Source organism: Flavobacterium sp. GQ95, assembly GCF_059758655.1.
In genome coordinates this window covers 15,635-36,539 of record NZ_JCAXEB010000020.1, presented here as the reverse complement: position 1 = coordinate 36,539, position 20,905 = coordinate 15,635, and the positions used below count along the sequence as shown (strand labels likewise).

General features: G+C 34.4%; 19 protein-coding genes. 10 read left to right on the top strand and 9 right to left on the bottom strand.

The genetic code is table 11. From position 1 onward, the window contains the following. Positions 1-62: 62 nt before the first annotated feature. From AC6CH4_RS24485 to lepA, 3 genes are all read left to right on the top strand, one after another. Positions 63-779 (top strand): NUDIX hydrolase, encoded by a 717-nt coding sequence (locus AC6CH4_RS24485; protein WP_498107693.1) that lies wholly within the window; start codon positions 63-65, stop codon positions 777-779. A 20-nt stretch (positions 780-799) separates the two neighbouring features. Then, positions 800-1,537 carry an NUDIX hydrolase gene (locus AC6CH4_RS24480; protein ID WP_498107691.1) on the top strand — a complete coding sequence of 246 codons (738 nt, stop codon included), beginning with the start codon at positions 800-802 and terminating at the stop codon, positions 1,535-1,537. A 163-nt stretch (positions 1,538-1,700) separates the two neighbouring features. Next, positions 1,701-3,497 (top strand): translation elongation factor 4, encoded by a 1,797-nt coding sequence (gene lepA, locus AC6CH4_RS24475; protein WP_310300617.1) that lies wholly within the window; start codon positions 1,701-1,703, stop codon positions 3,495-3,497. Between the two features lie 74 nt (positions 3,498-3,571). On the opposite strand, the gene AC6CH4_RS24470 is transcribed toward lepA, so the two are convergent. Together AC6CH4_RS24470 and AC6CH4_RS24465 are read right to left on the bottom strand one after the other, a co-directional pair. Beyond that, the gene (locus AC6CH4_RS24470) at positions 3,572-4,066 is read right to left on the bottom strand and encodes a hypothetical protein (protein WP_498107689.1); all 495 of its coding nucleotides are present in this window, start codon (positions 4,064-4,066) and stop codon (positions 3,572-3,574) included. Between the two features lie 26 nt (positions 4,067-4,092). Then, the gene (locus AC6CH4_RS24465) at positions 4,093-4,614 is read right to left on the bottom strand and encodes a hypothetical protein (protein ID WP_498107687.1); all 522 of its coding nucleotides are present in this window, start codon (positions 4,612-4,614) and stop codon (positions 4,093-4,095) included. 279 nt (positions 4,615-4,893) lie between these two features. Here AC6CH4_RS24465 and AC6CH4_RS24460 point away from each other — a divergent pair, with 279 nt between their 5' ends. Together AC6CH4_RS24460 and AC6CH4_RS24455 are read left to right on the top strand one after the other, a co-directional pair. Further along, the gene (locus tag AC6CH4_RS24460; protein ID WP_498107685.1) at positions 4,894-5,526 is read left to right on the top strand and encodes an outer membrane beta-barrel protein; all 633 of its coding nucleotides are present in this window, start codon (positions 4,894-4,896) and stop codon (positions 5,524-5,526) included. 171 nt (positions 5,527-5,697) lie between these two features. Next, a complete protein-coding gene (locus AC6CH4_RS24455; protein WP_498107683.1) occupies positions 5,698-6,657 on the top strand; it encodes a helix-turn-helix transcriptional regulator in 960 nt (319 codons plus the stop codon). Between the two features lie 53 nt (positions 6,658-6,710). Here AC6CH4_RS24455 and AC6CH4_RS24450 read toward each other — a convergent pair whose 3' ends face one another. Then, positions 6,711-7,208 carry a DinB family protein gene (locus tag AC6CH4_RS24450; RefSeq protein WP_498107681.1) on the bottom strand — a complete coding sequence of 166 codons (498 nt, stop codon included), beginning with the start codon at positions 7,206-7,208 and terminating at the stop codon, positions 6,711-6,713. 64 nt (positions 7,209-7,272) lie between these two features. Further along, positions 7,273-7,752: a DinB family protein gene (locus AC6CH4_RS24445; RefSeq protein WP_498107679.1), complete on the bottom strand. Its 480-nt coding sequence runs from the start codon at positions 7,750-7,752 to the stop codon at positions 7,273-7,275. A gap of 222 nt (positions 7,753-7,974) precedes the next feature. Between AC6CH4_RS24445 and AC6CH4_RS24440 the strand changes: the two genes are divergently transcribed. The 4 genes from AC6CH4_RS24440 (at position 7,975) to thiL (ending at position 14,151) form a co-directional block, all read left to right on the top strand. Beyond that, on the top strand, positions 7,975-12,036 hold the full coding sequence (locus AC6CH4_RS24440; RefSeq protein WP_498107677.1) for a T9SS type B sorting domain-containing protein: 4,062 nt from the start codon (positions 7,975-7,977) through the stop codon (positions 12,034-12,036). 223 nt (positions 12,037-12,259) lie between these two features. Then, positions 12,260-12,634: a nucleotidyltransferase family protein gene (locus tag AC6CH4_RS24435; RefSeq protein ID WP_498107675.1), complete on the top strand. Its 375-nt coding sequence runs from the start codon at positions 12,260-12,262 to the stop codon at positions 12,632-12,634. Continuing rightward, complete coding sequence (locus AC6CH4_RS24430; RefSeq protein WP_498107673.1) at positions 12,627-12,989, top strand: HepT-like ribonuclease domain-containing protein; 363 nt, start codon at positions 12,627-12,629, stop codon at positions 12,987-12,989. Before AC6CH4_RS24435 ends, AC6CH4_RS24430 begins: the two co-directional genes overlap by 8 nt. 115 nt (positions 12,990-13,104) lie before the next feature. Next, the gene (thiL, locus tag AC6CH4_RS24425) at positions 13,105-14,151 is read left to right on the top strand and encodes a thiamine-phosphate kinase (RefSeq protein WP_498107671.1); all 1,047 of its coding nucleotides are present in this window, start codon (positions 13,105-13,107) and stop codon (positions 14,149-14,151) included. A 105-nt stretch (positions 14,152-14,256) separates the two neighbouring features. Here thiL and AC6CH4_RS24420 read toward each other — a convergent pair whose 3' ends face one another. The 5 genes from AC6CH4_RS24420 to AC6CH4_RS24400 all read right to left on the bottom strand — a co-directional run bounded on the left by AC6CH4_RS24420 (position 14,257) and on the right by AC6CH4_RS24400 (position 20,083). Further along, complete coding sequence (locus AC6CH4_RS24420; protein ID WP_498107669.1) at positions 14,257-14,952, bottom strand: response regulator; 696 nt, start codon at positions 14,950-14,952, stop codon at positions 14,257-14,259. Then, positions 14,942-17,005 (bottom strand): ATP-binding protein, encoded by a 2,064-nt coding sequence (locus AC6CH4_RS24415; protein WP_498107667.1) that lies wholly within the window; start codon positions 17,003-17,005, stop codon positions 14,942-14,944. The genes AC6CH4_RS24420 and AC6CH4_RS24415 overlap by 11 nt, the downstream gene beginning before the upstream one ends. Before the next feature lie 94 nt (positions 17,006-17,099). Then, positions 17,100-17,360 (bottom strand): hypothetical protein, encoded by a 261-nt coding sequence (locus tag AC6CH4_RS24410; RefSeq protein ID WP_498107665.1) that lies wholly within the window; start codon positions 17,358-17,360, stop codon positions 17,100-17,102. A 173-nt stretch (positions 17,361-17,533) separates the two neighbouring features. After that, positions 17,534-18,343 carry a LytR/AlgR family response regulator transcription factor gene (locus AC6CH4_RS24405; protein ID WP_498107663.1) on the bottom strand — a complete coding sequence of 270 codons (810 nt, stop codon included), beginning with the start codon at positions 18,341-18,343 and terminating at the stop codon, positions 17,534-17,536. Between the two features lie 201 nt (positions 18,344-18,544). Next, entirely contained in the window at positions 18,545-20,083 is a 1,539-nt protein-coding gene (locus tag AC6CH4_RS24400; protein ID WP_498107661.1) for a glycine--tRNA ligase, read from the bottom strand. A 98-nt stretch (positions 20,084-20,181) separates the two neighbouring features. On the opposite strand from AC6CH4_RS24400, the gene AC6CH4_RS24395 reads away from it, so the two are divergent. Then, positions 20,182-20,865 carry a ComF family protein gene (locus tag AC6CH4_RS24395; RefSeq protein WP_498107659.1) on the top strand — a complete coding sequence of 228 codons (684 nt, stop codon included), beginning with the start codon at positions 20,182-20,184 and terminating at the stop codon, positions 20,863-20,865. Positions 20,866-20,905 lie beyond the last annotated feature (40 nt).

Below are 20,905 nucleotides of genomic sequence, written 5' to 3'. Positions count from 1 at the left end.
AAGTAATTAACAGTGACACTTATGCATTTTATTTGTTTAATTTGTCAAAATTTCTATCGCACATGGATATAAAAGTAGATGCCGATTCAGTCCTAAAAAGTGAACAAAACGCAATGAATGCGATCACGATTGACTGTGTCATATTTGGTTTTGATGAAGGAAGTTTAGAAGTACTTTTAGTGCAACATGGCGAAGGAATCAGTAAAGGAAAATGGGGACTCCCCGGAGGATGGATTTATAAAAAAGAAAGTACAGACAACGCAGCACATCGGTTATTGAATGAGCTTACCGGTCTTGACAATATTTATCTGGAGCAGTTAAAAGCATTTGGAGATCCGGATCGTTTTCCGCTTCGACGTGTTATCACTATTGGATATTATGCTTTGGTAAAAAGAGAAGATTATAATATTAAAGCGGGTTTTACGGCAGCTGATGCCAAATGGTATAAGATAGATACGATTCCGGATTTAATATATGATCACAACGAAATTCTGTCTTACAGTTTAAAACATCTTCAAAACCGGGTGCGTCAGGCGCCGATTGGATTCAATCTTCTGCCTGAAAAATTTACTTTACTGCAATTAATGCATTTGTATGAAGAGGTTTTAGGAATCGAAATGGATAAATCGAACTTCAGACGAAAAATTCTGCATATGAAATTGTTGGTTGCTTTAGATGAAAAACAACAAGATGTCTCGCACAGAGCGGCGAAATTATATAAATTTGACGAAGCTATTTACAATAAACTGACCGAAAAAGGATTTAATTTTGAATTTTAACCCAAGCTTATAAGGCATCCATGACAATTTTACCTAATAAAAATAACACCGACGCGAATAGCAACGCAACGACAGAAATCATAAAACCAGCTATTGAAGGTATTACGGTTGACTGCGTTATATTTGGATTTAACAAGGCAAGCCTTGAAGTGCTTTTAGTGCAACATGCCGAAGGAGAAAGCGTTGGGAAATGGGGGCTTCTTGGGGGATGGATAAAAAAAGAAGAAAGTGCTGACGATGCCGCACAACGTGTTTTATACGAATTAACAAGCCTTGACAATATTTATCTGGAACAGCTAAAAGCTTTTACAGATCCAAAACGTGTTCTTGACAGAAGAGTTGTAACTATTGGCTATTATACTTTGGTCAATCGCGAAGACTATAATATTAAGGCCGGTTTTACGCTGCGAGAGGCCAAATGGTATAAGATCAACGACATTCCGGATTTGATTTTTGACCACAATGAAATCCTCGAATTTAGCTTAATGCAACTTCGTAACAGAGTTCGTCAGGCGCCAATTGGATTCAATCTTTTGCCTGAAAAATTCACTTTATTGCAATTAATGCATTTGTATGAAGAGATATTAGGAATTGAATTGGAAAAATCGAATTTCCGAAGAAAAATTCTGCATATGAAATTGTTGGTTGCCTTAGATGAAAAACAACAAGATGTCTCGCACAGAGCAGCAAAATTGTACAAATTTGATCCGGATATTTACAAGAAACTGACCGAAAAAGGATTTAATTTTGAGTTCTAAAGCCCTTTTTAAATTTCAGAATCCAACAATCGGACAACTACATTCCAGAATCCAAAACTTTCCGCTATCTTTGCGCCTTAATAACATGCTCAAAAGCAGTTGCTACAGGGCAAAATTATACCCGAAAATACTTAAACTCGCATAAGAGAATTGATATATTAAAATGAAGAAGATACGTAACTTTTGCATTATTGCACACATTGACCACGGTAAAAGTACATTGGCAGACCGATTATTGGGCGCTACACAAACCGTTACAGCTCGTGAAGAAAAAGCACAATTGCTTGACAACATGGACCTGGAGCGCGAGCGTGGAATCACCATTAAAAGTCACGCCATACAAATGGAATATACTTATAAAGGCGAGGAATATATTTTAAATTTAATTGACACTCCTGGTCACGTTGACTTTTCATACGAAGTTTCACGATCTATTGCGGCTTGTGAAGGTGCGCTTTTGATTGTTGATGCTGCCCAAAGTATTCAGGCACAAACGATTTCAAACTTATATTTAGCTTTAGAAAATGACCTGGAAATTATTCCGGTTTTGAATAAAGTTGATTTACCAAGTGCTAATCCTGAAGAAGTTAGTGATGATATTATCGATTTATTAGGTTGTAAATTAGAAGATATTATTCATGCCTCCGGAAAAACAGGTTTTGGTGTTGAGAATATCTTAGCGGCCATTATCGAAAAAATCCCTGCTCCAAAAGGAAATGTTGACGAACCATTACAGGCATTGATTTTCGATTCACATTATAATCCGTTTCGTGGAATTGAGGTAATCTTCAGAGTTATGAATGGAGAAATTCGTAAAGGGCAAAAAATTAAATTCATGGCTACAGGCAATGAATATTTTGCTGATGAAGTAGGTACTTTAAAGTTGAATCAGGTTCCAAAAAATGTGATTTCTACTGGAGATGTTGGTTATTTAATTTCAGGAATTAAAGAAGCCAAAGAGGTAAAAGTTGGAGATACTCTAACTGATGCCAAAACACCAACAACCAATATGATTACTGGTTTTGAGGATGTAAAACCAATGGTTTTCGCCGGAATTTATCCAGTTGACACTGAGGATTATGAAGATTTGCGTTCTTCTATGGAAAAACTGCAATTGAATGATGCATCGTTAGTATTTACTCCGGAAAGTTCTGCTGCTTTAGGATTTGGTTTCCGTTGCGGATTCTTAGGAATGTTGCACATGGAAATTATCCAGGAACGTCTAGAGCGTGAGTTTGATATGACTGTAATTACCACAGTTCCTAACGTTTCGTATTTGGCTTACACCAAAAAAGATCCTGAAACTCCTTTTGTAGTTAACAATCCTTCAGATTTACCTGAACCTTCTCGTTTAGACCGAGTTGAAGAACCTTATATTAAAGCAACCATCATTACAAAATCCGATTTCGTTGGAAACGTAATGAGTTTGTGTATCGAAAAACGTGGTCAAATTACCAATCAAACGTATTTGACTACAGAAAGAGTGGAACTAAATTTTGATATGCCTTTGGCCGAAATTGTATTTGACTTTTACGATCGTTTAAAAACAGTTTCTAAAGGTTATGCTTCTTTTGACTACTCTCCAATCGGAATGAGAACTTCGAAATTGGTAAAACTGGATGTACTTTTGAACGCACAAACTGTTGATGCCCTTTCAGCCTTGATTCACGAAGATAACGCTTATAACATCGGTAAAAAAATGACCGAGAAATTACGCGAATTGATTCCGAGACAGCAATTTGACATTCCGATTCAGGCGGCAATTGGAGCGAAAATTATCGCTCGTGAAACGATTAAAGCACTTCGTAAAGACGTTACCGCAAAATGTTACGGTGGAGATATTTCGCGTAAGCGTAAATTGCTTGAAAAACAGAAAAAAGGTAAAAAACGTATGAGACAAGTAGGAAACGTTGAAATTCCGCAAGAAGCTTTTATGGCTGTTTTAAAACTTAACGATTAAAGATTTTAGAGAATAGGTGCAAGAGCAAAGAATATAGATTTAACCCGATAACTTCGTTATCGGGTTTTTTGTTTTTATGCTGTTGGCATGGTGAACGACCAGCCTGCTATAACCAAATCCTGAACGACTTCGTTTGTTTCAGCTCCGTCTTGTAAGGTATAAATTCCTTTATTAGCAATATATCTTTCTGCCAGTTTTGCTGATCCGTAGATACCTCCGAAGATGGTAGCAAAAATCCCAAGAATAAATACAAATGCGTTTAAATTCATAAAATTATAAAGCAAAAGACCTAATAATATGATAACGGAAACAACCGAAATTGTAACGGCCTTATTCTTTGCATCGTAATGAATGTCTTTGCAGGACCGACATCTCGGAATTCCGATTAAAACTTTGGAATATTTTACGGATCTGTAAACGACAATATTGGTTCTGTCGCTCTCAACAAAAAGCGGTACAAAATAACAGTCATTCATGTTTTCCATTTCAGCTTCTCCACAGTAGGTGCATTTGTGATCATGAGGCTCAAATCTCTTATAAGCCTCGTCAAAGGTGTAATTTCTAATCATTTTATTTGGGGTTTAAAATTTAAAAATTAATCATTTGCCGGTATCAATTTGGACAAAATATACTTTATTAAAAAAGCGGGGGCAAAAGCCATTATCATCGGAATAAAAAGTTCCAGGTTCAAAAAAGTATCACGTCCTCTAAGATAAAAACCCACCGCAAAAGGCATAAGCAGAGCACCTACCGCAAAACCAACCACCGCTGGAATTGGATTTTTCGGAAAACCGTAGAATCCTGCTAAACAAGCCACCAATAAAGAAACTAAAATCATGATTCCGCTTTGTCCACCAAACATGGCAATCAATAAAGAAGAAAAGATAACAGCAAAAACGGCCATATTCCCTTTTTCCTCATTTTCTTTTGCTTCTTTAGCTTCATAAAAAAGATCTTCTTTGTAGCTTTTTATTACTTTCAACAATTCTTCCTTCGCTTTTTGCTCTTCAAATCCTGATTCGATTAAATTATTGATTTCAGTTTCTGCATCAAAACCACCTTTTCTGATCTTATTTTTCAATTCTTCTTGCTGAGAATATGACAATTCATTATCCATTTTCCAAATTTTTTATGGATTTAAAAATAACAAAATATTAAATTAACAATCTAAATAGTATGAATAATTTTTCATAAAAAGGGTTATTTAATGCTCTGTTTCAAAAAGTCCAGTATTTGCTTACTGTTTATAATTTTCATTTTTTAAACTATAAGTAAATACTTATAAAAAATAAAAAAATAAAATAATCATCTGGTTTTTAGTGCATTTAGTCGAGATTAAAATAAATTTTAACATAAAAAATATAACTTTAATCTTACAACTTTAAAACTAAATATTATGAAAACGAGATTTTTAATTATGGCAACCCTGTTAACTTTTTCATTTGCTAATGCGCAACAACAAGAAGCTGAAGAAGAAATGCACTCAGCAAAAGGTGTACGATTTCAAAAAGGAAATATGTTTCTTGAAGGTGGAATTTCGATTAGCACAAGTGACGATGCCAACGCTTATTCAATCAATCCAAAATTTGGATATCTAATTGCAGATAATTTTGCTGTTGGAGGAGATTTAGATTTTGGAGGGGGCAAAACTGATGTAAATGATGGTAAAACAAGCTTTTTTGGTATTGGAGCGTTTGCCAGATATTACTTTTTTGAAGCTGATGCAAGACGTTTCAAAGCTTTTGCTGACGTAGGTCTTGGGTATTCTCACGCAAGAGCGGAATACAATATTGTAGGTGATCCGGTTCGTTACGACAATACTACCAACGGAATCAAAGCTAATGTTACTGTAGGACTAAACTATTTCTTCAGCCAAAAATTTGCGGCAACCTTTGTTCTGGCTGACATTTTAACCTACAACAACGCAAATCCGGAAAATGGCGCCTCATCAAACAGTTTTGAATTAAATATTAATTTGTTCAATAACATTTTTGCACAACCTAAATTTGGATTGTTGTACAAGTTTTAATTGTTTCAAGTTTCAGGTTGCTTTACATTGAGAGTTTAACCGCAAAGTTCGCAAAGCAATTATAACCCGATAACTTTTGTTATCGGGTTTATTGTTTCTATCAACCTTTGTATCTTTGAATCTTAAAATCTTAGAACCTCAGCAACTCAGAACCTTAGTAACTTCAAAAACATGCTTGACGAATCTCCAAAACGTTTTGACCGAATTGTCGCTATCCTCATTCAATTACAGTCTAAAAAAATTGTAAAAGCGCAGGAATTGGCCAATCGCTTTGAAGTTAGTTTACGAACTATTTACAGGGATATTCGAACTCTGGAAGCATCCGGAGTTCCTATTTACAGTGAGGCCGGAGTAGGTTATGCTTTAATGGATGGTTACAGATTGCCTCCCGTAATGTTTACGCGGGAAGAAGTAAGCAGTTTTATTGCTGCAGAAAAACTGATGCAGAAATTTACAGATCCGTCATTGGGAAATCATTATGCATCGGCGATGTTCAAATTGAAATCGGTTTTGCGAAGTACCGACAAAGACTGGCTCTCCAATATTGAATCGAAAGTGGTTATGCAAACAGCAGAGCCCATGTTTAACGATAACTCTCCTAATACTTTGGCTGTTCTTTTTGAAAGTATTGCAGAGAAAAAGCAAATTTTACTTTCTTATAAAACAGTTGAAAAAGACGAAACGACAAAAAGAAATATCGAACCTGTTGGTGTTTTTCATGATCATAATAACTGGTACTTTTTAGGATATTGTCATTTGAGAAAAGATTACCGACAATTCAGAACCGACAGAATTCATGGAATTCAGAAAACCGAATGCGATTTTACAATCGAGCATGATTCTTTAGAAACCTATTTAACGAAAACAGAAACAATTCCAACTACAAAAGTTAGGCTTTTAATCGAAAAGAAAATAGCCCGATATTTGGAAACAGAGCGAAAATACCACGGTTATATCTCACAAAAAGAAGTTGATGGCCAAATAGAAATGACCTTTATGTGTCGTGACATCGAAAGTGGTTTTCCGCGTTGGTTTTTAATGTTTGGAGATTATGCCACAATTTTAGAACCAGAACGACTTAAAGTTAGAGCCTTAGAATTATTAGAAATTAATAGAAAAAGACTTTTATAAAAAAACTCCAAAAGATGAATTGTTATTTCAACTTTTGGAGTTTTTTCAGGTAGTTATTGTGCTTTTACAACATTGTAAAAATTGTAATCCGTATTGGAAGCATCGGTTATACCAATATTTCGACCCATAGTAACTATTTGTCCTCTGTGGTAAGTGCCATGATTCACCGCTTGTAATAAATAATCACTAACTGGTAATTCGCATTGAAACCAGGGATTTTCAATTTTAATAGCTTTGAATAATTGTTCCTCTGATAAAGATGCAATAAATGTTACCAATTTTGTAGAGGTATCTATCAAACCTTCAAATATTTCATTCTTATCTAAATCAATGCTTTCTTTTCTATCAGGCTGGGCAATTTCCGCAATTATTGAATACCAATATTGCTCTGTTTCCCAAATATGATTAAGCGTTTTCATAATGCTTGTATAGCTTGAAATCACTTCTTTATTCAGTAATTCATCTGATTTTGTCGAAAGCCAGTTTACAAAATGTTGATTAACCCATAAATTGTAAGCTGCATAATTGGTCATTATTTTTTTTAGACTCATAACTTGTGATTTTATATGATACTTCGAATGGAATAATTTAAGTTTGAAATAGTTTTGCCGGAATTTATCTTTCCCAGAAGAAAGGCGGCTCAATATTTAAAGCTCTTAAATACACATAACCTTGTCCGCGATGATGCACTTCATTATCAATAAAATATAAAATATTCTGTATAACCGGAAATTCGTACTGACCAAAAAGATTAAAAGATTCATTGAAATCTTCTATCGATAATTTTTCCCAATACTGATTAATTTCTGCCGTTGCTTCATCCCATTTTTCAAGGTATTGTGCTTTAAAAATTAATTTCTCTGAATCCTCTGCAAAAGGTTTGGTTTCTTTAGTTACGATTCCTTTAAGACCAGGAACTGCAATAGCCAAAAGTTCATCTGCTAATTTTGCGAAAGGACGCATTCCTGCGATTGAAAATTCAAAGAAATCTTTTTCAGGAAAAGCTTCGATTACACGTCTTGTAAGGGCGCGATGTCCTTGCCAGTGTTTCAATAAATCTTCAGGAGTAATTACTTGGGCTGCTAATGTTTTCATGATTTTAAAGTTTTAATTATTTAATACTTCAAAATTATTGAGGGTCGGTGACAACAGTTTGTCAGCAGGAAAAATTATTTTTTAATTTATAATAAAATTTACAATTATCCTTTCAAAATAATATATCCACAATGAATTAAAAATGCTAAAATACTGAAATTCATTGTATTAAAATAAAATAATTCGTACATTTAAACATATCAACTAATAAAAACCAGAATAATGAGAGCCCCTCTTCTTCTTCTACTTTTATTATTTTATTCGACCATATCTTTTTCACAGGGAATCATTGTCGACACCACAACCTTGACTATACCTGAACTAATTCGCGAAGAATTAATGCAAAATGCCTGTTCTAATGAAAGTAATTTCAAATTTTCATCGCATCAGGGTATTGGAAAATTCACCAATACTAATCCAAACTTCCCTATTTCAAACGGAATTATTATTCGAAACGGTATCGCAAAATATACCGAAGGAATATATACCGGAGCCAATGAAAGCAGCCAGTTGAACACGGCTAGTGACAGCGATTTGCAAACTATAAGCAATGAAAACGGGCAAATTGTTAACATTACCGATGTTAGTTTTATCCAGTTTGATTTTACTCCCCTCTCAAGTAATTTTAGTTTTGATTTTCTTTTTGCTTCTAATGAATATGGAGAGTTTCAATGTGGATTTAGTGATGTTTTTGCCTTTATATTAACCGATTTAACCACTGGAGTTATTACAAATCTTGCTGTACTCCCCGGAACAACAACACCGGTTTCAGTTAAAAATATTCGGGATCAACAATATAATTCTTCTTGTTTATCGGCCAATGCCAATTTGTTTGGCCGTTACAATGTAAGTAATCCGGGGGCATCTGCCATAAATATGCGAGGGGAAACCAAAGTTTTAACCGCTTCGTCGACCGTCATTCCCAATAGAACTTATAGCATTAAACTGGCCATTGGAGATTATCACGACAGCAATTATGATGCAGCGGTTTTTATAAAAGGCGGCAGTTTTATGACTACTATGGATTTAGGACCGGACAGAACTATTTGCGAAGGTGAAAGCATTACGCTTCAATCGGGACTTACAGGCAATTATACTTATGTCTGGACTCGTGATGGTGTTGTAATTCCAGGCGAATCAGGCAGTTCTTTAACCCTTACGAATTCCGGAACTTACAGCCTGACGGCAACACTTTCCGGTTGTGTTATTAAAGATGAAGTAGTCATTTCAGATTTAGTCATTACATCTCCCCAGAATTTAACCGCTTGTTATAACGGCACTCCAAATTATCAATACGACTTAACAAAAAATAATTTGGCTGTATTGAACCTTAATCCGGCCGAATATACACTTCAATATTTTGATTCTTTGGCTGCAGCCAATTCAAACGGACCAGCAATACCTGAAAATCAATTGACCACTTATTCAAGTACAGGAAACCAGACGATCTATATAAAAGCCGTACATACTTCTAACGGAAATACCTTTTGCAATAATTTACTTTCTTTCGATTTATTGGTAACAAACCCTATAACTGCTGTAAAACCTCCCGATTTAAATGTATGCGATACTAATTCGGGAAGAGTATTAGTTGACTTAACTGCTCAGGAAACTGCTATTCTAAACGGATCAAATCCTTCTGATTATAGAATTAGCTATTACACCAGCCAAACAGAAGCAGGCAGTGCTACTAATCGAATTCAAAACCCGGCAGAATTCATCACTGCTTTATCTCAATCACCACAAACGATCTGGGTGCGAATAGAAAATAGTTCAAGCTCGATTTGTTATACGACTGTCAATTTCATTATAACTATTAATGCACTTCCGCCGGTTGATGATATTCCGGATGTTATCGTGTGCAACAGCTATACATTGCCACCAATAACCTTTGGGAATTATTACACAGCTCCAGGCGGAACAGGGACTAAACTAAATGCCGGAGATGTCATTACCAAGGGAGGAGCCTACTACATTTATAGCGGTCCAACTGCTACAAACAAATGTACCAATGAAAGTTTCTTTAACGTAATCCTGATTTATGAATTGAGTTTTCGTAAAGAAGCCTGTGGTAAATACACAATTCCCAGAGTACCAACTGGTGGTTTCTTTACGGCTGCCGGAGGAGGCGGAAATGAAATTCCGTCAGGCACTACATTTACAACAGATCAAACTGTTTATTACTATGCCGTAATCAATGGGACGGTTTGTCGCGATGAAGCAGTACCATTTATCGTTCATCCTTTGCCTTTAGTAGACACACCGGCTAATGTAGTGACTTGCGATTCTTATATTCTGCCGCCTTTGGCAAATGGCAATTATTATACTTTGGCCGGTGGTTTGGGAACTCGTTTAAATGCCGGACATAACATCACTTCAAGCCAAACCGTTTTTGTCTTTGCAAACGATGGAAGATGTACCAATGAGCATTCCTTCAAAATTGACATTGTAGATTCTCAGGTTTTTGTCCCTATTTCTAAATGCGGAAGCTATACTTTGCCTGCAGTTGAAATAGGTGGTTATTTTGACAGTCCGAAAGGTCAGGGTACAAATATTCCTGCAGGAACCGTTTTTACAACTTCACAAACCGTGTATTATTATGCCACCACAACAACGGCTCCGAATTGTACTGATAACACCAAATACGAAATCACCATAAAACCATTACCATTGGTAGATACTCCTGCCAATAGACTCGAATGTCAAAGTTATGTATTGCCACCTCTGGTCAATGGTAATTATTTCACCAAAACCAATGGTGGCGGACTCTCATTAAAAGCCGGCGACGTCATTACTAAGACACAGACCATTTATGTTTATTCCGTTGGGACAGAGTGTACGAATGAACATAGTTTTATTGTTGAAATCAGGCCACTCCCTCCTGTCGATAGTTTTACCGATGTGGTCACCTGCTCCGATTTCAAACTGCCTAAATTAAAAAACGGAAAATATTACACCGCCACCGGAGGCCCTCATGGTTCGGGAAACATAATTCCTGAAGGCACTATTATAAACAGCAATCAAACTATTTATATCTATAATGAATGGGCAGATTTTACAGACTGCCGAAATGAAACTTTTTTCAGGATTAATTACAATGGAATAGATGTGGGCACCTTTAATAATGTAAATGTTTGCGATAGCTACACTTTACCGCCATTAAAATTAGGAAACTATTATTCACAGCCTCAGGGAAAAGGTCCAGTTATCTCCGTCGGAACAATTTTGAAAACCTCACAAACCATTTATGTCTATGCCATTGTTGGAAATAGACAGACTTGTTCAAGCGAAAAGAGTTTTTCGGTTACGATTTCCCCAACTCCTATAGTAGTCAGCACCCCGGATGTTGCCATTTGTCAAAGCTATACATTGCCTCCCTTATCAGTTGGAAATTATTACAGCGGGCCAAATGGCACCGGAACATCTTATTCAGCCGGGCAACAAATTAACGCAAGCCAAAAAATGTATGTCTATGCTGCAGCTCCAACAAATTCTGCCTGCACTTCGCAAGATGATTTTGATATTACCATTTATCCGCTGAAAGATCTAACCTTAAGAAATGAAATTATTTGTGTCGATTTCCAAACAGGAACCCTACTCCGTTCAGCACAATTGACATCAGGACTAAATCCGGATATTTACACGATTGACTGGTTTTTAAATGGAAACAAAATAAGCACAGGGCCTAATTATAACGCAACTCAGGAAGGCGCTTATACTATTGTCAGTACCAAAAAAACGCCCAATATTGGTAACGATTGCGGTTACAATCCGGCTACAGTTACCATCGAAAAATCAAGCCCGGCAATAGCAACCGTTACAGTAACTGATTCTTTTGAAGATACCATCGACATTATCGTAACACTTACTAATGGTTTTGGAACTTATGAATATCAATTGGACGGCGGAAATTTTCAATCCAACAATGTCTTTTCAAATGTTGATTCTGGAGAGCATGTTATTACCGTAAAAGACATCAAAGGAAACTGCGACGACCAGATTCTAATTGCCAAAGTACTCAAATATCCCAAATTTTTCACTCCAAACGCTGATGGATACAATGATACCTGGAATATTCCTGATCTTGCTTTTCAGCCCAATGCCGTTATAAATATCTTTGATCGTTATGGTAAACTCCTAAAACGAATAAGTCCTGCAGGTGCTGGTTGGGATGGCAATTACAATGGCGATCCGCTTCCTTCGACTGATTATTGGTTTCAGGTTTTCTATACCCAGGATGGAGTAGCGCAGGTTTTCAAATCACATTTTAGTATGAAAAGATAATTTGGGCGTGCCACCACAAAGAAAAGGCGCCAACTTACTCTGCTGGTTATTCGGCCCCTTTCCTTTATGCTGTCAGGCTATCCGGTCCGCCGCGGTGGATTACTCCTATCCTTCACGCGCTTACAAGAACTTTAGGATAACCTGGTGGAATGTTTCTGCTTTAAATTACTAATCAAAGTTAGAGATTAAAAGCATCATTGTTAAAGCTGCTAAACAACTTTATTTGTGGGATAAAACAATAAAAGCAATTATTTTTAAATCTGCACAAAAGAGTTTTTTTTTGCCTAAATTTGCAATAATGGGAATAGTTGATAAAAATAGTAAAGACTTAAAAAATCTTTGTACAATCTACAATGTGGAAAAGATGTATCTATTTGGTTCAGCTTTAAATTCCAACTTTAATAAAGAAAGCGATATTGACCTTCTGGTAAAATTTAAAAACATTGAGTTATCTAAGTATTTTGACAACTACATTGATTTCAAAGAAAAATTAGAGCTTTTATTTGGACGCGAAGTTGATTTAGTTGAAGAACAAACGCTGAAAAACCCAATCCTAATCAACTCAATCAATAAATCAAAAGAGCTTATTTATGGATGAAAGAATTCTTAAATGGCTTTTCGATATTAAAATATGTATTGACGAAATTGATATTTTTTTCAAAGATGAAGAAAAAGACTTTTTCAAATACAGAAGCAACCTAATGCTTAAAAGAGCAGTCGAAAGAAATCTTGAGATTGTTGGTGAAGCTGTAAACAGAATTATAACTCGCGACAATTCATTTACTGAAAAAATTACCAATGCAAAAGCAATCATTGGATTGAGAAATCAGGTTATTCATGCTTATGATAATATTTCTGATGAAAACATTTGGTCAATTCTTACAAATCATCTACCGAAATTAAAACTTGAAGTAGATAAATTAATTGAAGAAAACGTAGATAACTACTTGTAACATCCTATTTTTTCCTACTTCAAATTAATAATCAACTCCCGCTATAGTTATTAAATCATCAACTTCGTACCTTTGCAACCTTGGTAAAAAACCAAAAAAGCAATAAACAGACAAAATGATTGAAGATAAAAACCCACAACGTACCAGTATAGCGCAATTAGGCGAGTTTGGTTTAATAGAACATTTAACCAAAAATTTTGATGTTACACAGGAGTCGACTTTAAAAAGTATTGGCGATGATGCTGCTGTTCTTGATTTTAAGGATAAAAAAGTGGTCGTTTCGACAGATTTATTGATCGAAGGCGTACATTTTGATTTGGCTTATATGCCATTAAAACATCTAGGATACAAATCAGTAGTTGTAAATATATCTGACATTTGTGCTATGAATGCCAGACCAACTCAAATTACGGTTTCTGTAGCCGTTTCTAACCGTTTTCCACTAGAAGCCTTAGAAGAATTATTTGAAGGCATTACACACGCTGCAAAAGAATATAAAGTTGATGTTATCGGCGGAGATACAACCTCATCGCAAAAAGGATTAATTATTAGCATTACTGCGATTGGTGAAGCCAATGAAGAGGAGATCGTTTATAGAAACGGTGCCAAACAAACCGATTTACTTGTGGTAACCGGCGATATTGGTGCTGCCTATATGGGATTGCAGGTATTAGAACGTGAGAAACAGGTTTTTCAGGTTAACCCAAACAGTCAGCCTGATTTAGACATGTACAGTTATTTGATCGAGCGTCAGTTAAAACCGGAAGCACGAAAAGATGTTCGTACTTTATTGCACGCTCTTGAAATAAAACCAACTTCGATGATCGATATTTCTGACGGATTATCTTCAGAAATCATTCATTTGTGTAAGCAATCAAAAGTGGGTTGTAATTTATATGAAGATAAATTGCCACTGGATCCTCAGTTTATTTCAACTTGTGAAGAATTCAATATTGACAGCACAACAGTTGCCATTAACGGCGGAGAAGATTACGAACTGTTATTTACAATTGACATTAACGACTTCGACAAAATAAAAGGAAATCCAAACTTTTCGATTATAGGTCATATGGCCGATGAAAGTGAAGGAATAAATCTCGTTACGCGTGCGAATACTCAGATTCCTTTGAAAGCAAGAGGCTGGGATGCGCTAACAGAATAGTTAGCAGTTTTCAGTCACAGTTTACAATATCCTAACAGTTTTAAAACCTGTTAGGATTTTTTTATAATCAAAAGATTTCTTTTCTAATCTAAAATCTAAAATGTCTTAAAAAAGCCCTTTACTTTTGGCTTCTTTAAGTAGTTCTTCATCAGAACCCGATTTTATTTTCAGCAATTCTTTTAAATTCACTTTTCGTCTTTCAATCGCATTCAAAGAAATTGGAATGTATTGCGGCATTTGGTCCATTGGAGTTTGTTTTGAAAGATGAAAGAGAATCTGTTTATCGAATTCATCAATTTCAATTGAATTATGTGCTGACTGATTTACCATTTTTACAACAGACTGGCTGTAATATTTATCATTTTTCATGACTTTATCAAAGGCAAAAAGCAACTCGTCAAAAGTAAGGTCATTTTTAATGATCAAACCATTTGGATTTATGGTTCTGATAATTGTTTTTATTTTTAGCAATTCAGTATACATTGTCAGCAAGATGATCTTGCAATGAGGCATTTTTTTCAGGAGCAATTTAGCCAGATCTTCGCCTGAAAAAATTTCCTTCTCTTCATAGGCCGGCATACTTATATCTAAAAAAGCCACATCAAAATATGGAGTAACCTCGTCTTCAATTAAATCATAAGCCGATCTGCAATCATGGGCCTGCAAAATAGTAAAATCATATTCCTTAGGATTATAACGTGTAATCGCATTTTTATATCCCTCGATTATAAAAGGATGATCATCTACAATTAGGATATTTCGACTGATTAAAGGGGGAATCGGAGTTAGGTTAAGTGTCATTCTTTTGCAGGTTTATTTTTTGATCGATTGGGACTTTAATAATGAGAACGGTTCCTTCTCCTTTGGCAGATTTTATAGTAACTGTACCCTTACACTCTTTGGCGCGGTATTGAATATTATGTAATCCTATTCCGTTTTTCGTTCTTTTGGTATTAAAACCATTTCCGTCATCTGAAATCGATAAAACCAAATAATCAATTTCACTTTTAAATTCTACCGTAATAATATCAGCATCAGCATATTTATTACAGTTTTGAAGAGCCTCCTGAATAATTCTGTATAAATTGATCTTAACAATATTACTCACTAACTCCCATTTTATATGAGGATCGAAAGAGGTTATTAATTTAGAATTATATGTGTTTTGTTGATTTTCAAACAATTTGTTTAAAATCGCGATAAAATTATTAATTAATTCTGATTTTTCCCTATTTAAATCATGCGAAATTTCACGAATGTCTTCTTCTATATGTTTTAACTCAGTTAAGTATTTTTTTCTTTTTTCTGCTGCCTGCACCTCATCTATCTTGTCCAGACTGTCCAGACTAATTCGCACACCAAACATTCTCCCTAAAACACCATCGTGAAGTTCCTGGGCAACCTTCTTCTTTTCTTTAATTCGGGTCAGCTCAATATCATTTTGCTGAGAGATCATCAAATTATATATATCTTCATTTGCAATTTGCTGTTGCTGCTTAAAAAGTAGCTCTCTGTTCTTTGCTTGTTGGGTCTTGTAAACATAGAAAAACAGGCCTATTAGGGTACAAATACTAAAAACGTATACTAAAGCTCTGTTCTTTTCCTGTAAGTTCGAATTTTGGTCTTTTATTTCTTTGGTTTCATACTGGATACGGGAGAACTTTTCCCCCATGTTTCGTTCTGTTTTTACCATCTTCTCATTCAATCGAATATATTCTTTTGAATAAACCGAAGCATTTTTAGGATCTATAACTGCAATTTGTTTGAGTGCGTCTAATGTATTTCTCGATTTATTTGAACTTCTTGATAAAATTAATGCTTGTTTTGAAAATTGAATCGCTTTAAATGTATCTTTTTTAAATGCGTAATATTCAGATAAATGAATTTTATTTAAAATAATTCCCGATTCAAGTTTCAGACTGTCTCTAATTTTAAGCGCATCATAGAATTGTTGTGGCAAATCGGTAAAATTTTCTGATTTAAAGTTTGCATATGCAAGATTATCTAAAAGCATAGCATATAAACTAGTCTTACCATTAAATAAATCTTTTTCTTCAAGACCTTTTTGAAAATAGAGTTTTGCTTTATTATAATTTCGCGTGCTTAAATAAACAAATCCTATATTATTTAATGAAGTTGCTTTCAGGTGAAGTTGTGATGGAATTGATCTATCTTCTAGTGTACTTAATGCTTTATTATGATAATCCAGTGCTTTTTCATATTCTTCACGTTCATTGTACAAAATACCTAATAAATTATAACAATCATAAAGATCGCTACTCACATTTTTTTTGTCTTTTAAAATTTTAAGAGCTTTAAAAATCGTTATTTCACTTTCAAAAAAATCGCCTTCGCTTAATTGTAAATCTGCCTTTGCCAGAAAAGTTTTAACCAAATTGAAATCATCATTAATTCCAAGATAAATTTTTTCTGCTTTGAAATAATTCAAAAACGCACTATCTGCAATGGTTTGTGATCGATAATAATCTCCCAGATAGATGTATGCCTTACCCATATTGATAGAATCATTACTTTCAATAGAGGCTTCCAGAACCAGCTTTGCTATCTTTTGATATGATTTCCAGTCACTCATATTATAATAGCGATTGGCAATTTTAAAAAGGTTTACTTTTTTAAGGGAGTCGTTTTTTTGGTCTTTAACAATATCAAATGCTCTTTGATTATATTTTTGTTTGTATTGAAATGGGAGGTTTACATCATTAGCTAACGAAAAATAGATAGAAAGACTATCATCATAAGATTTTAAATTTACATCTTTATTTTCTTTCTTTTTGCTGTTACAGCCAAATAGCACAAGAAATAAAAACAATAATATCTGAGATTTTTTTTTCAATGTATTTTTTGATTTTTATCAAAAATACTAAAATATATACACAAAAAAAGGTTGCCAAAAAACTGGCAACCTTTTTTATCTCTATTTATGATTTTTAGTCCACTTTCACTGTAGATCTCGATGATTGGCTAGCAACCGAAAGACTATTAAATTCATTTCCAGCTGAATTTAATGATGAATTATAAACATCAAGTTTTTTAGTACCATCTCTACCCGATTGTCCACCTGTACCATCTGTATCAAAATTTATATTAATACTATTTGTATTCGATGAATTAGTTATTACTGGATTAGCAAATGAAGTTGCTACCATTACTAAAGAAAATAGTCCGAATGTTAAAGCTGTCTTTTTCATAATCTTTGAGGTATTTTATTGATTGTTTGTTTTTGGAGTCGATTCTTTTGGGTGGAATCGATGATGTAAAACTAGGTACGGAATCAAAAAAAAGTATATGAAAAATGTAGTTTATGGTAAAACATGCCCAAATGATAGTCAATGAGCGTTAATTCAGTGTAAATGTCTAGTTTTTAGACTTCTATATAATTTCCTGCAGCAAAATTGGCGATAATTATATCGACATTTGATTTATAAGTTTTAGAAAAAGGAATCTTTTTGGGAGAGTTTTTTATGTAACAAACTGAGTTTCCGTTATGAATTCTTGCTATGTAATTTTGGTTAATGATATAGCTGTTGTGAATTCGAATAAAAGGAAAGTCCAAAATACTCTCAAAATGCTTTAAAGTTTTAAAAGCAGTGATCATTTCGCCGGAATTAAGATAAATATCTGTCGAATTATTATCAGCCTGAAAATATGCGATGTCAGCCGCATTCAAATAACGATAATCGCCATAGGATTTAATACATATAATTAAAGGCTTTTCCAGTTTGTGTAATGATTTTGTTTGAGGAACAATAACTGAGACAACTTCATTTCTGTTTTCTTTGGTTACAGGCTCTAAAATACCTTTTTCGATTTTCAAAACCGTCTTGAGTAAATCAATAGCCATCAGAGGTTTTAATAAATAATCAAAAACACCATATTGAATGGCCTCAAAAGCTAGCTCCTTTTTTGTTGTGTTGACTATAATTTTAGGGATCACAGTTAAATACCTGTACAATTCGTTGATGAAGGCAAGTGATAAATTGCTGGACAAATCTTTTGGATCGATTTCTAAAAAAACGAAAGAAGGTTTATATTCTAAAACTAAGTGTAAACCATTTTGATAATTCGTTGCCGATGCCACAAAAGTTAATTCCGAAAAACCTTCTGCAATTGTTTTGGTTCTCAAAATACTTTCAGCATCATCATCTATAATAATATACGAATACCTTTTCAAGTTTAAATTTGTGTTTTTAAGGGTCAATTAAATTTACGCATTTCAATTATATAAACATTTCATTGTTAACACATTACAATGAAATGTTAATATATAACGATGAAATGCAAAAAAGTTCGATGAAATGCACTTTTCAAAAGTAAAAAAATCCCAAACTCCACCTAAGGAATTTGGGATTTATATAGTGTTAAATGAGGAAAATTACATTTTCATCAACCAGTTTTTCATTGAAACTTCGTCTTCAATAATAGCTTTTAATTCAGAGATTTTTACACGATCTTGTTTCATTGTATCTCTATGACGAATGGTTACTGTTTCGTCTTCGATCGTTTGGTGGTCTACTGTAACACAAAATGGAGTTCCAAGAGCATCTTGTCTTCTGTAACGACGTCCAACAGCATCTTTTTCATCATAAGCCACATTGAAATCCCATTTTAAATCATCAATGATTTTTTTAGCGATATCCGGCAATCCATCTTTCTTAACCAAAGGTAAAACAGCCACTTTTGTTGGTGCTAAAACTGATGGTAACTTTAAGACTGTTCTTGTTGAACCGTCTTCTAAAACTTCTTCTTGCAACGATGTTGCAAAAACAGCTAAAAACATACGATCCAATCCTACAGAGGTCTCTACAACATACGGAACGTAGTTTTCATTCAATTCCGGATCAAAATATTGTAGTTTTCTGCCAGAGTATTGTTCGTGTGCTTTTAAGTCAAAATCGGTACGAGAGTGAATTCCTTCTAATTCTTTGAAACCGAATGGGAAGTTGAATTCAATATCTGCAGCAGCGTTTGCATAATGTGCTAATTTTTCGTGATCATGAAAACGATAATTTTCTTTCCCTAATCCTAAAGATAAGTGCCATTTTAAACGTGTTTCTTTCCAGTGGTGGTACCATTGCATTTCTTCACCCGGACGCACAAAAAACTGCATTTCCATTTGTTCGAATTCACGCATACGGAAAATGAATTGTCTTGCAACAATTTCGTTTCTGAAAGCCTTACCCGTTTGAGCAATTCCAAAAGGAACTTTCATACGACCTGATTTCTGTACGTTCAGGAAATTCACAAAAATACCCTGAGCCGTTTCCGGACGTAAATATAAATCCATTGCAGAATCTGCAGAAGCTCCCAATTTAGTTCCGAACATCAAGTTGAATTGCTTTACGTCTGTCCAGTTTTTTGAACCTGTTTCAGGATCAGCAATTTCTAATTCTTCGATTAAAGCTTTTACATCGGGAAGATTATCAGTCATACCTTTTGCGAGCCTTGATAAAATTTCTTTGTATTTCGAAAGATACTCTACAACGCGGGCATTTGTGGTAACAAATTCTTCTTCATTAAAAGCATCACCAAAACGGGCTCTTGCTTTTTCAATTTCTTTTTGAGCTTTTTGATTGATCTTTTCAGCGAAATCTTCTACTAAAACATCTGCTCTATATCTTTTCTTCGAATCTTTATTATCAATTAACGGATCATTGAAAGCATCAACGTGGCCTGAAGCTTTCCAGGTTGTTGGATGCATTAATATTGCAGCATCTAAACCAACAATATTATCATTCATCTGAACCATTGATTTCCACCAATATTCACGGATATTCTTTTTTAACTCGACACCATTTTGTGCATAATCATACACTGCACTCAATCCATCGTATACTTCGCTTGACGGAAAAATAAATCCGTACTCTTTTGCGTGCGAAACCACATTCTTAAATATATCTTCTTGTTTTGCCATAGTGGTGCAAAAATATAAAAAGTACATTTAAAAAAAAGAAAAAATATAAAGATTGAGTATCTGATTTTTATATTTTTGTAACCAAATTCCTTCTATTTGTGATTAATTATCTTATTAACCTGTTTTTCCCTAAAGTTTGTGCCGCATGTCATACACTTTTAATGTCAAATGAAGCTGTGATTTGTACACATTGCCGTCACGAAATGCCTCTTACTCAATATTATTTGGACACCAAAAATGAAGCTGTAAAGAAATTTTATGGCAAAATTGAGATTCAACATGCTTCTGCATTTTTATATTTCAATAAAAAAGGAATGGTTCAGGAACTCATACATAACCTAAAATACAAGGGCCATCAAGAAATTGGTCTTATTTTGGGACACTGGTATGTAGAAGATTTAAAAGAATTGAATTTGGAAACTCCTTTTGATATTGTGATTCCGGTTCCGCTACATAAAAGAAAATTCAGGGAACGCGGTTATAATCAGGTAACCACTTTTGGGAAAGCTTTAGCTGAAGGTCTGAATATTGCTTTTGATGATACCGTTTTATATCGAAAGAAATATTCTAAAACACAGTCTAAAAAGAATCTTTTAGGAAGATCTGAAAATATCGAAAATATATTTGATGTCCATTTTTCTGAAAAAAATCAAAATAAACATTTTCTTATTGTCGATGATGTGCTGACAACTGGAGCCACACTTGAAGCCTGTTCACGCGCTTTGCTAAAAATTCCGGGAGCGAAAATTAGTATTGTTTGTATGGCAATGGCAAACTCTTAAAATTAAAATTTCAAAAAAAGAAATTCCAAATTCCAATCTT

Bases quoted from the DNA above. Each gene is read 5' to 3' on its own strand.
- AC6CH4_RS24480 (WP_498107691.1), top strand. From the start codon at position 800: ATGACAATTTTACCTAATAAAAATAACACCGACGCGAATAGCAACGCA.
- thiL (WP_498107671.1), top strand. From the start codon at position 13,105: ATGATTGAAGATAAAAACCCACAACGTACCAGTATAGCGCAATTAGGC.
- AC6CH4_RS24400 (WP_498107661.1), bottom strand. From the start codon at position 20,083: ATGGCAAAACAAGAAGATATATTTAAGAATGTGGTTTCGCACGCAAAA.
- AC6CH4_RS24440 (WP_498107677.1), top strand. From the start codon at position 7,975: ATGAGAGCCCCTCTTCTTCTTCTACTTTTATTATTTTATTCGACCATA.
- AC6CH4_RS24450 (WP_498107681.1), bottom strand. From the start codon at position 7,208: ATGAGTCTAAAAAAAATAATGACCAATTATGCAGCTTACAATTTATGG.
- AC6CH4_RS24460 (WP_498107685.1), top strand. From the start codon at position 4,894: ATGAAAACGAGATTTTTAATTATGGCAACCCTGTTAACTTTTTCATTT.
- AC6CH4_RS24430 (WP_498107673.1), top strand. From the start codon at position 12,627: ATGGATGAAAGAATTCTTAAATGGCTTTTCGATATTAAAATATGTATT.
- AC6CH4_RS24470 (WP_498107689.1), bottom strand. From the start codon at position 4,066: ATGATTAGAAATTACACCTTTGACGAGGCTTATAAGAGATTTGAGCCT.
- lepA (WP_310300617.1), top strand. From the start codon at position 1,701: ATGAAGAAGATACGTAACTTTTGCATTATTGCACACATTGACCACGGT.
- AC6CH4_RS24455 (WP_498107683.1), top strand. From the start codon at position 5,698: ATGCTTGACGAATCTCCAAAACGTTTTGACCGAATTGTCGCTATCCTC.
- AC6CH4_RS24410 (WP_498107665.1), bottom strand. From the start codon at position 17,360: ATGAAAAAGACAGCTTTAACATTCGGACTATTTTCTTTAGTAATGGTA.
- AC6CH4_RS24420 (WP_498107669.1), bottom strand. From the start codon at position 14,952: ATGACACTTAACCTAACTCCGATTCCCCCTTTAATCAGTCGAAATATC.
- AC6CH4_RS24445 (WP_498107679.1), bottom strand. From the start codon at position 7,752: ATGAAAACATTAGCAGCCCAAGTAATTACTCCTGAAGATTTATTGAAA.
- AC6CH4_RS24465 (WP_498107687.1), bottom strand. From the start codon at position 4,614: ATGGATAATGAATTGTCATATTCTCAGCAAGAAGAATTGAAAAATAAG.
- AC6CH4_RS24485 (WP_498107693.1), top strand. From the start codon at position 63: ATGGATATAAAAGTAGATGCCGATTCAGTCCTAAAAAGTGAACAAAAC.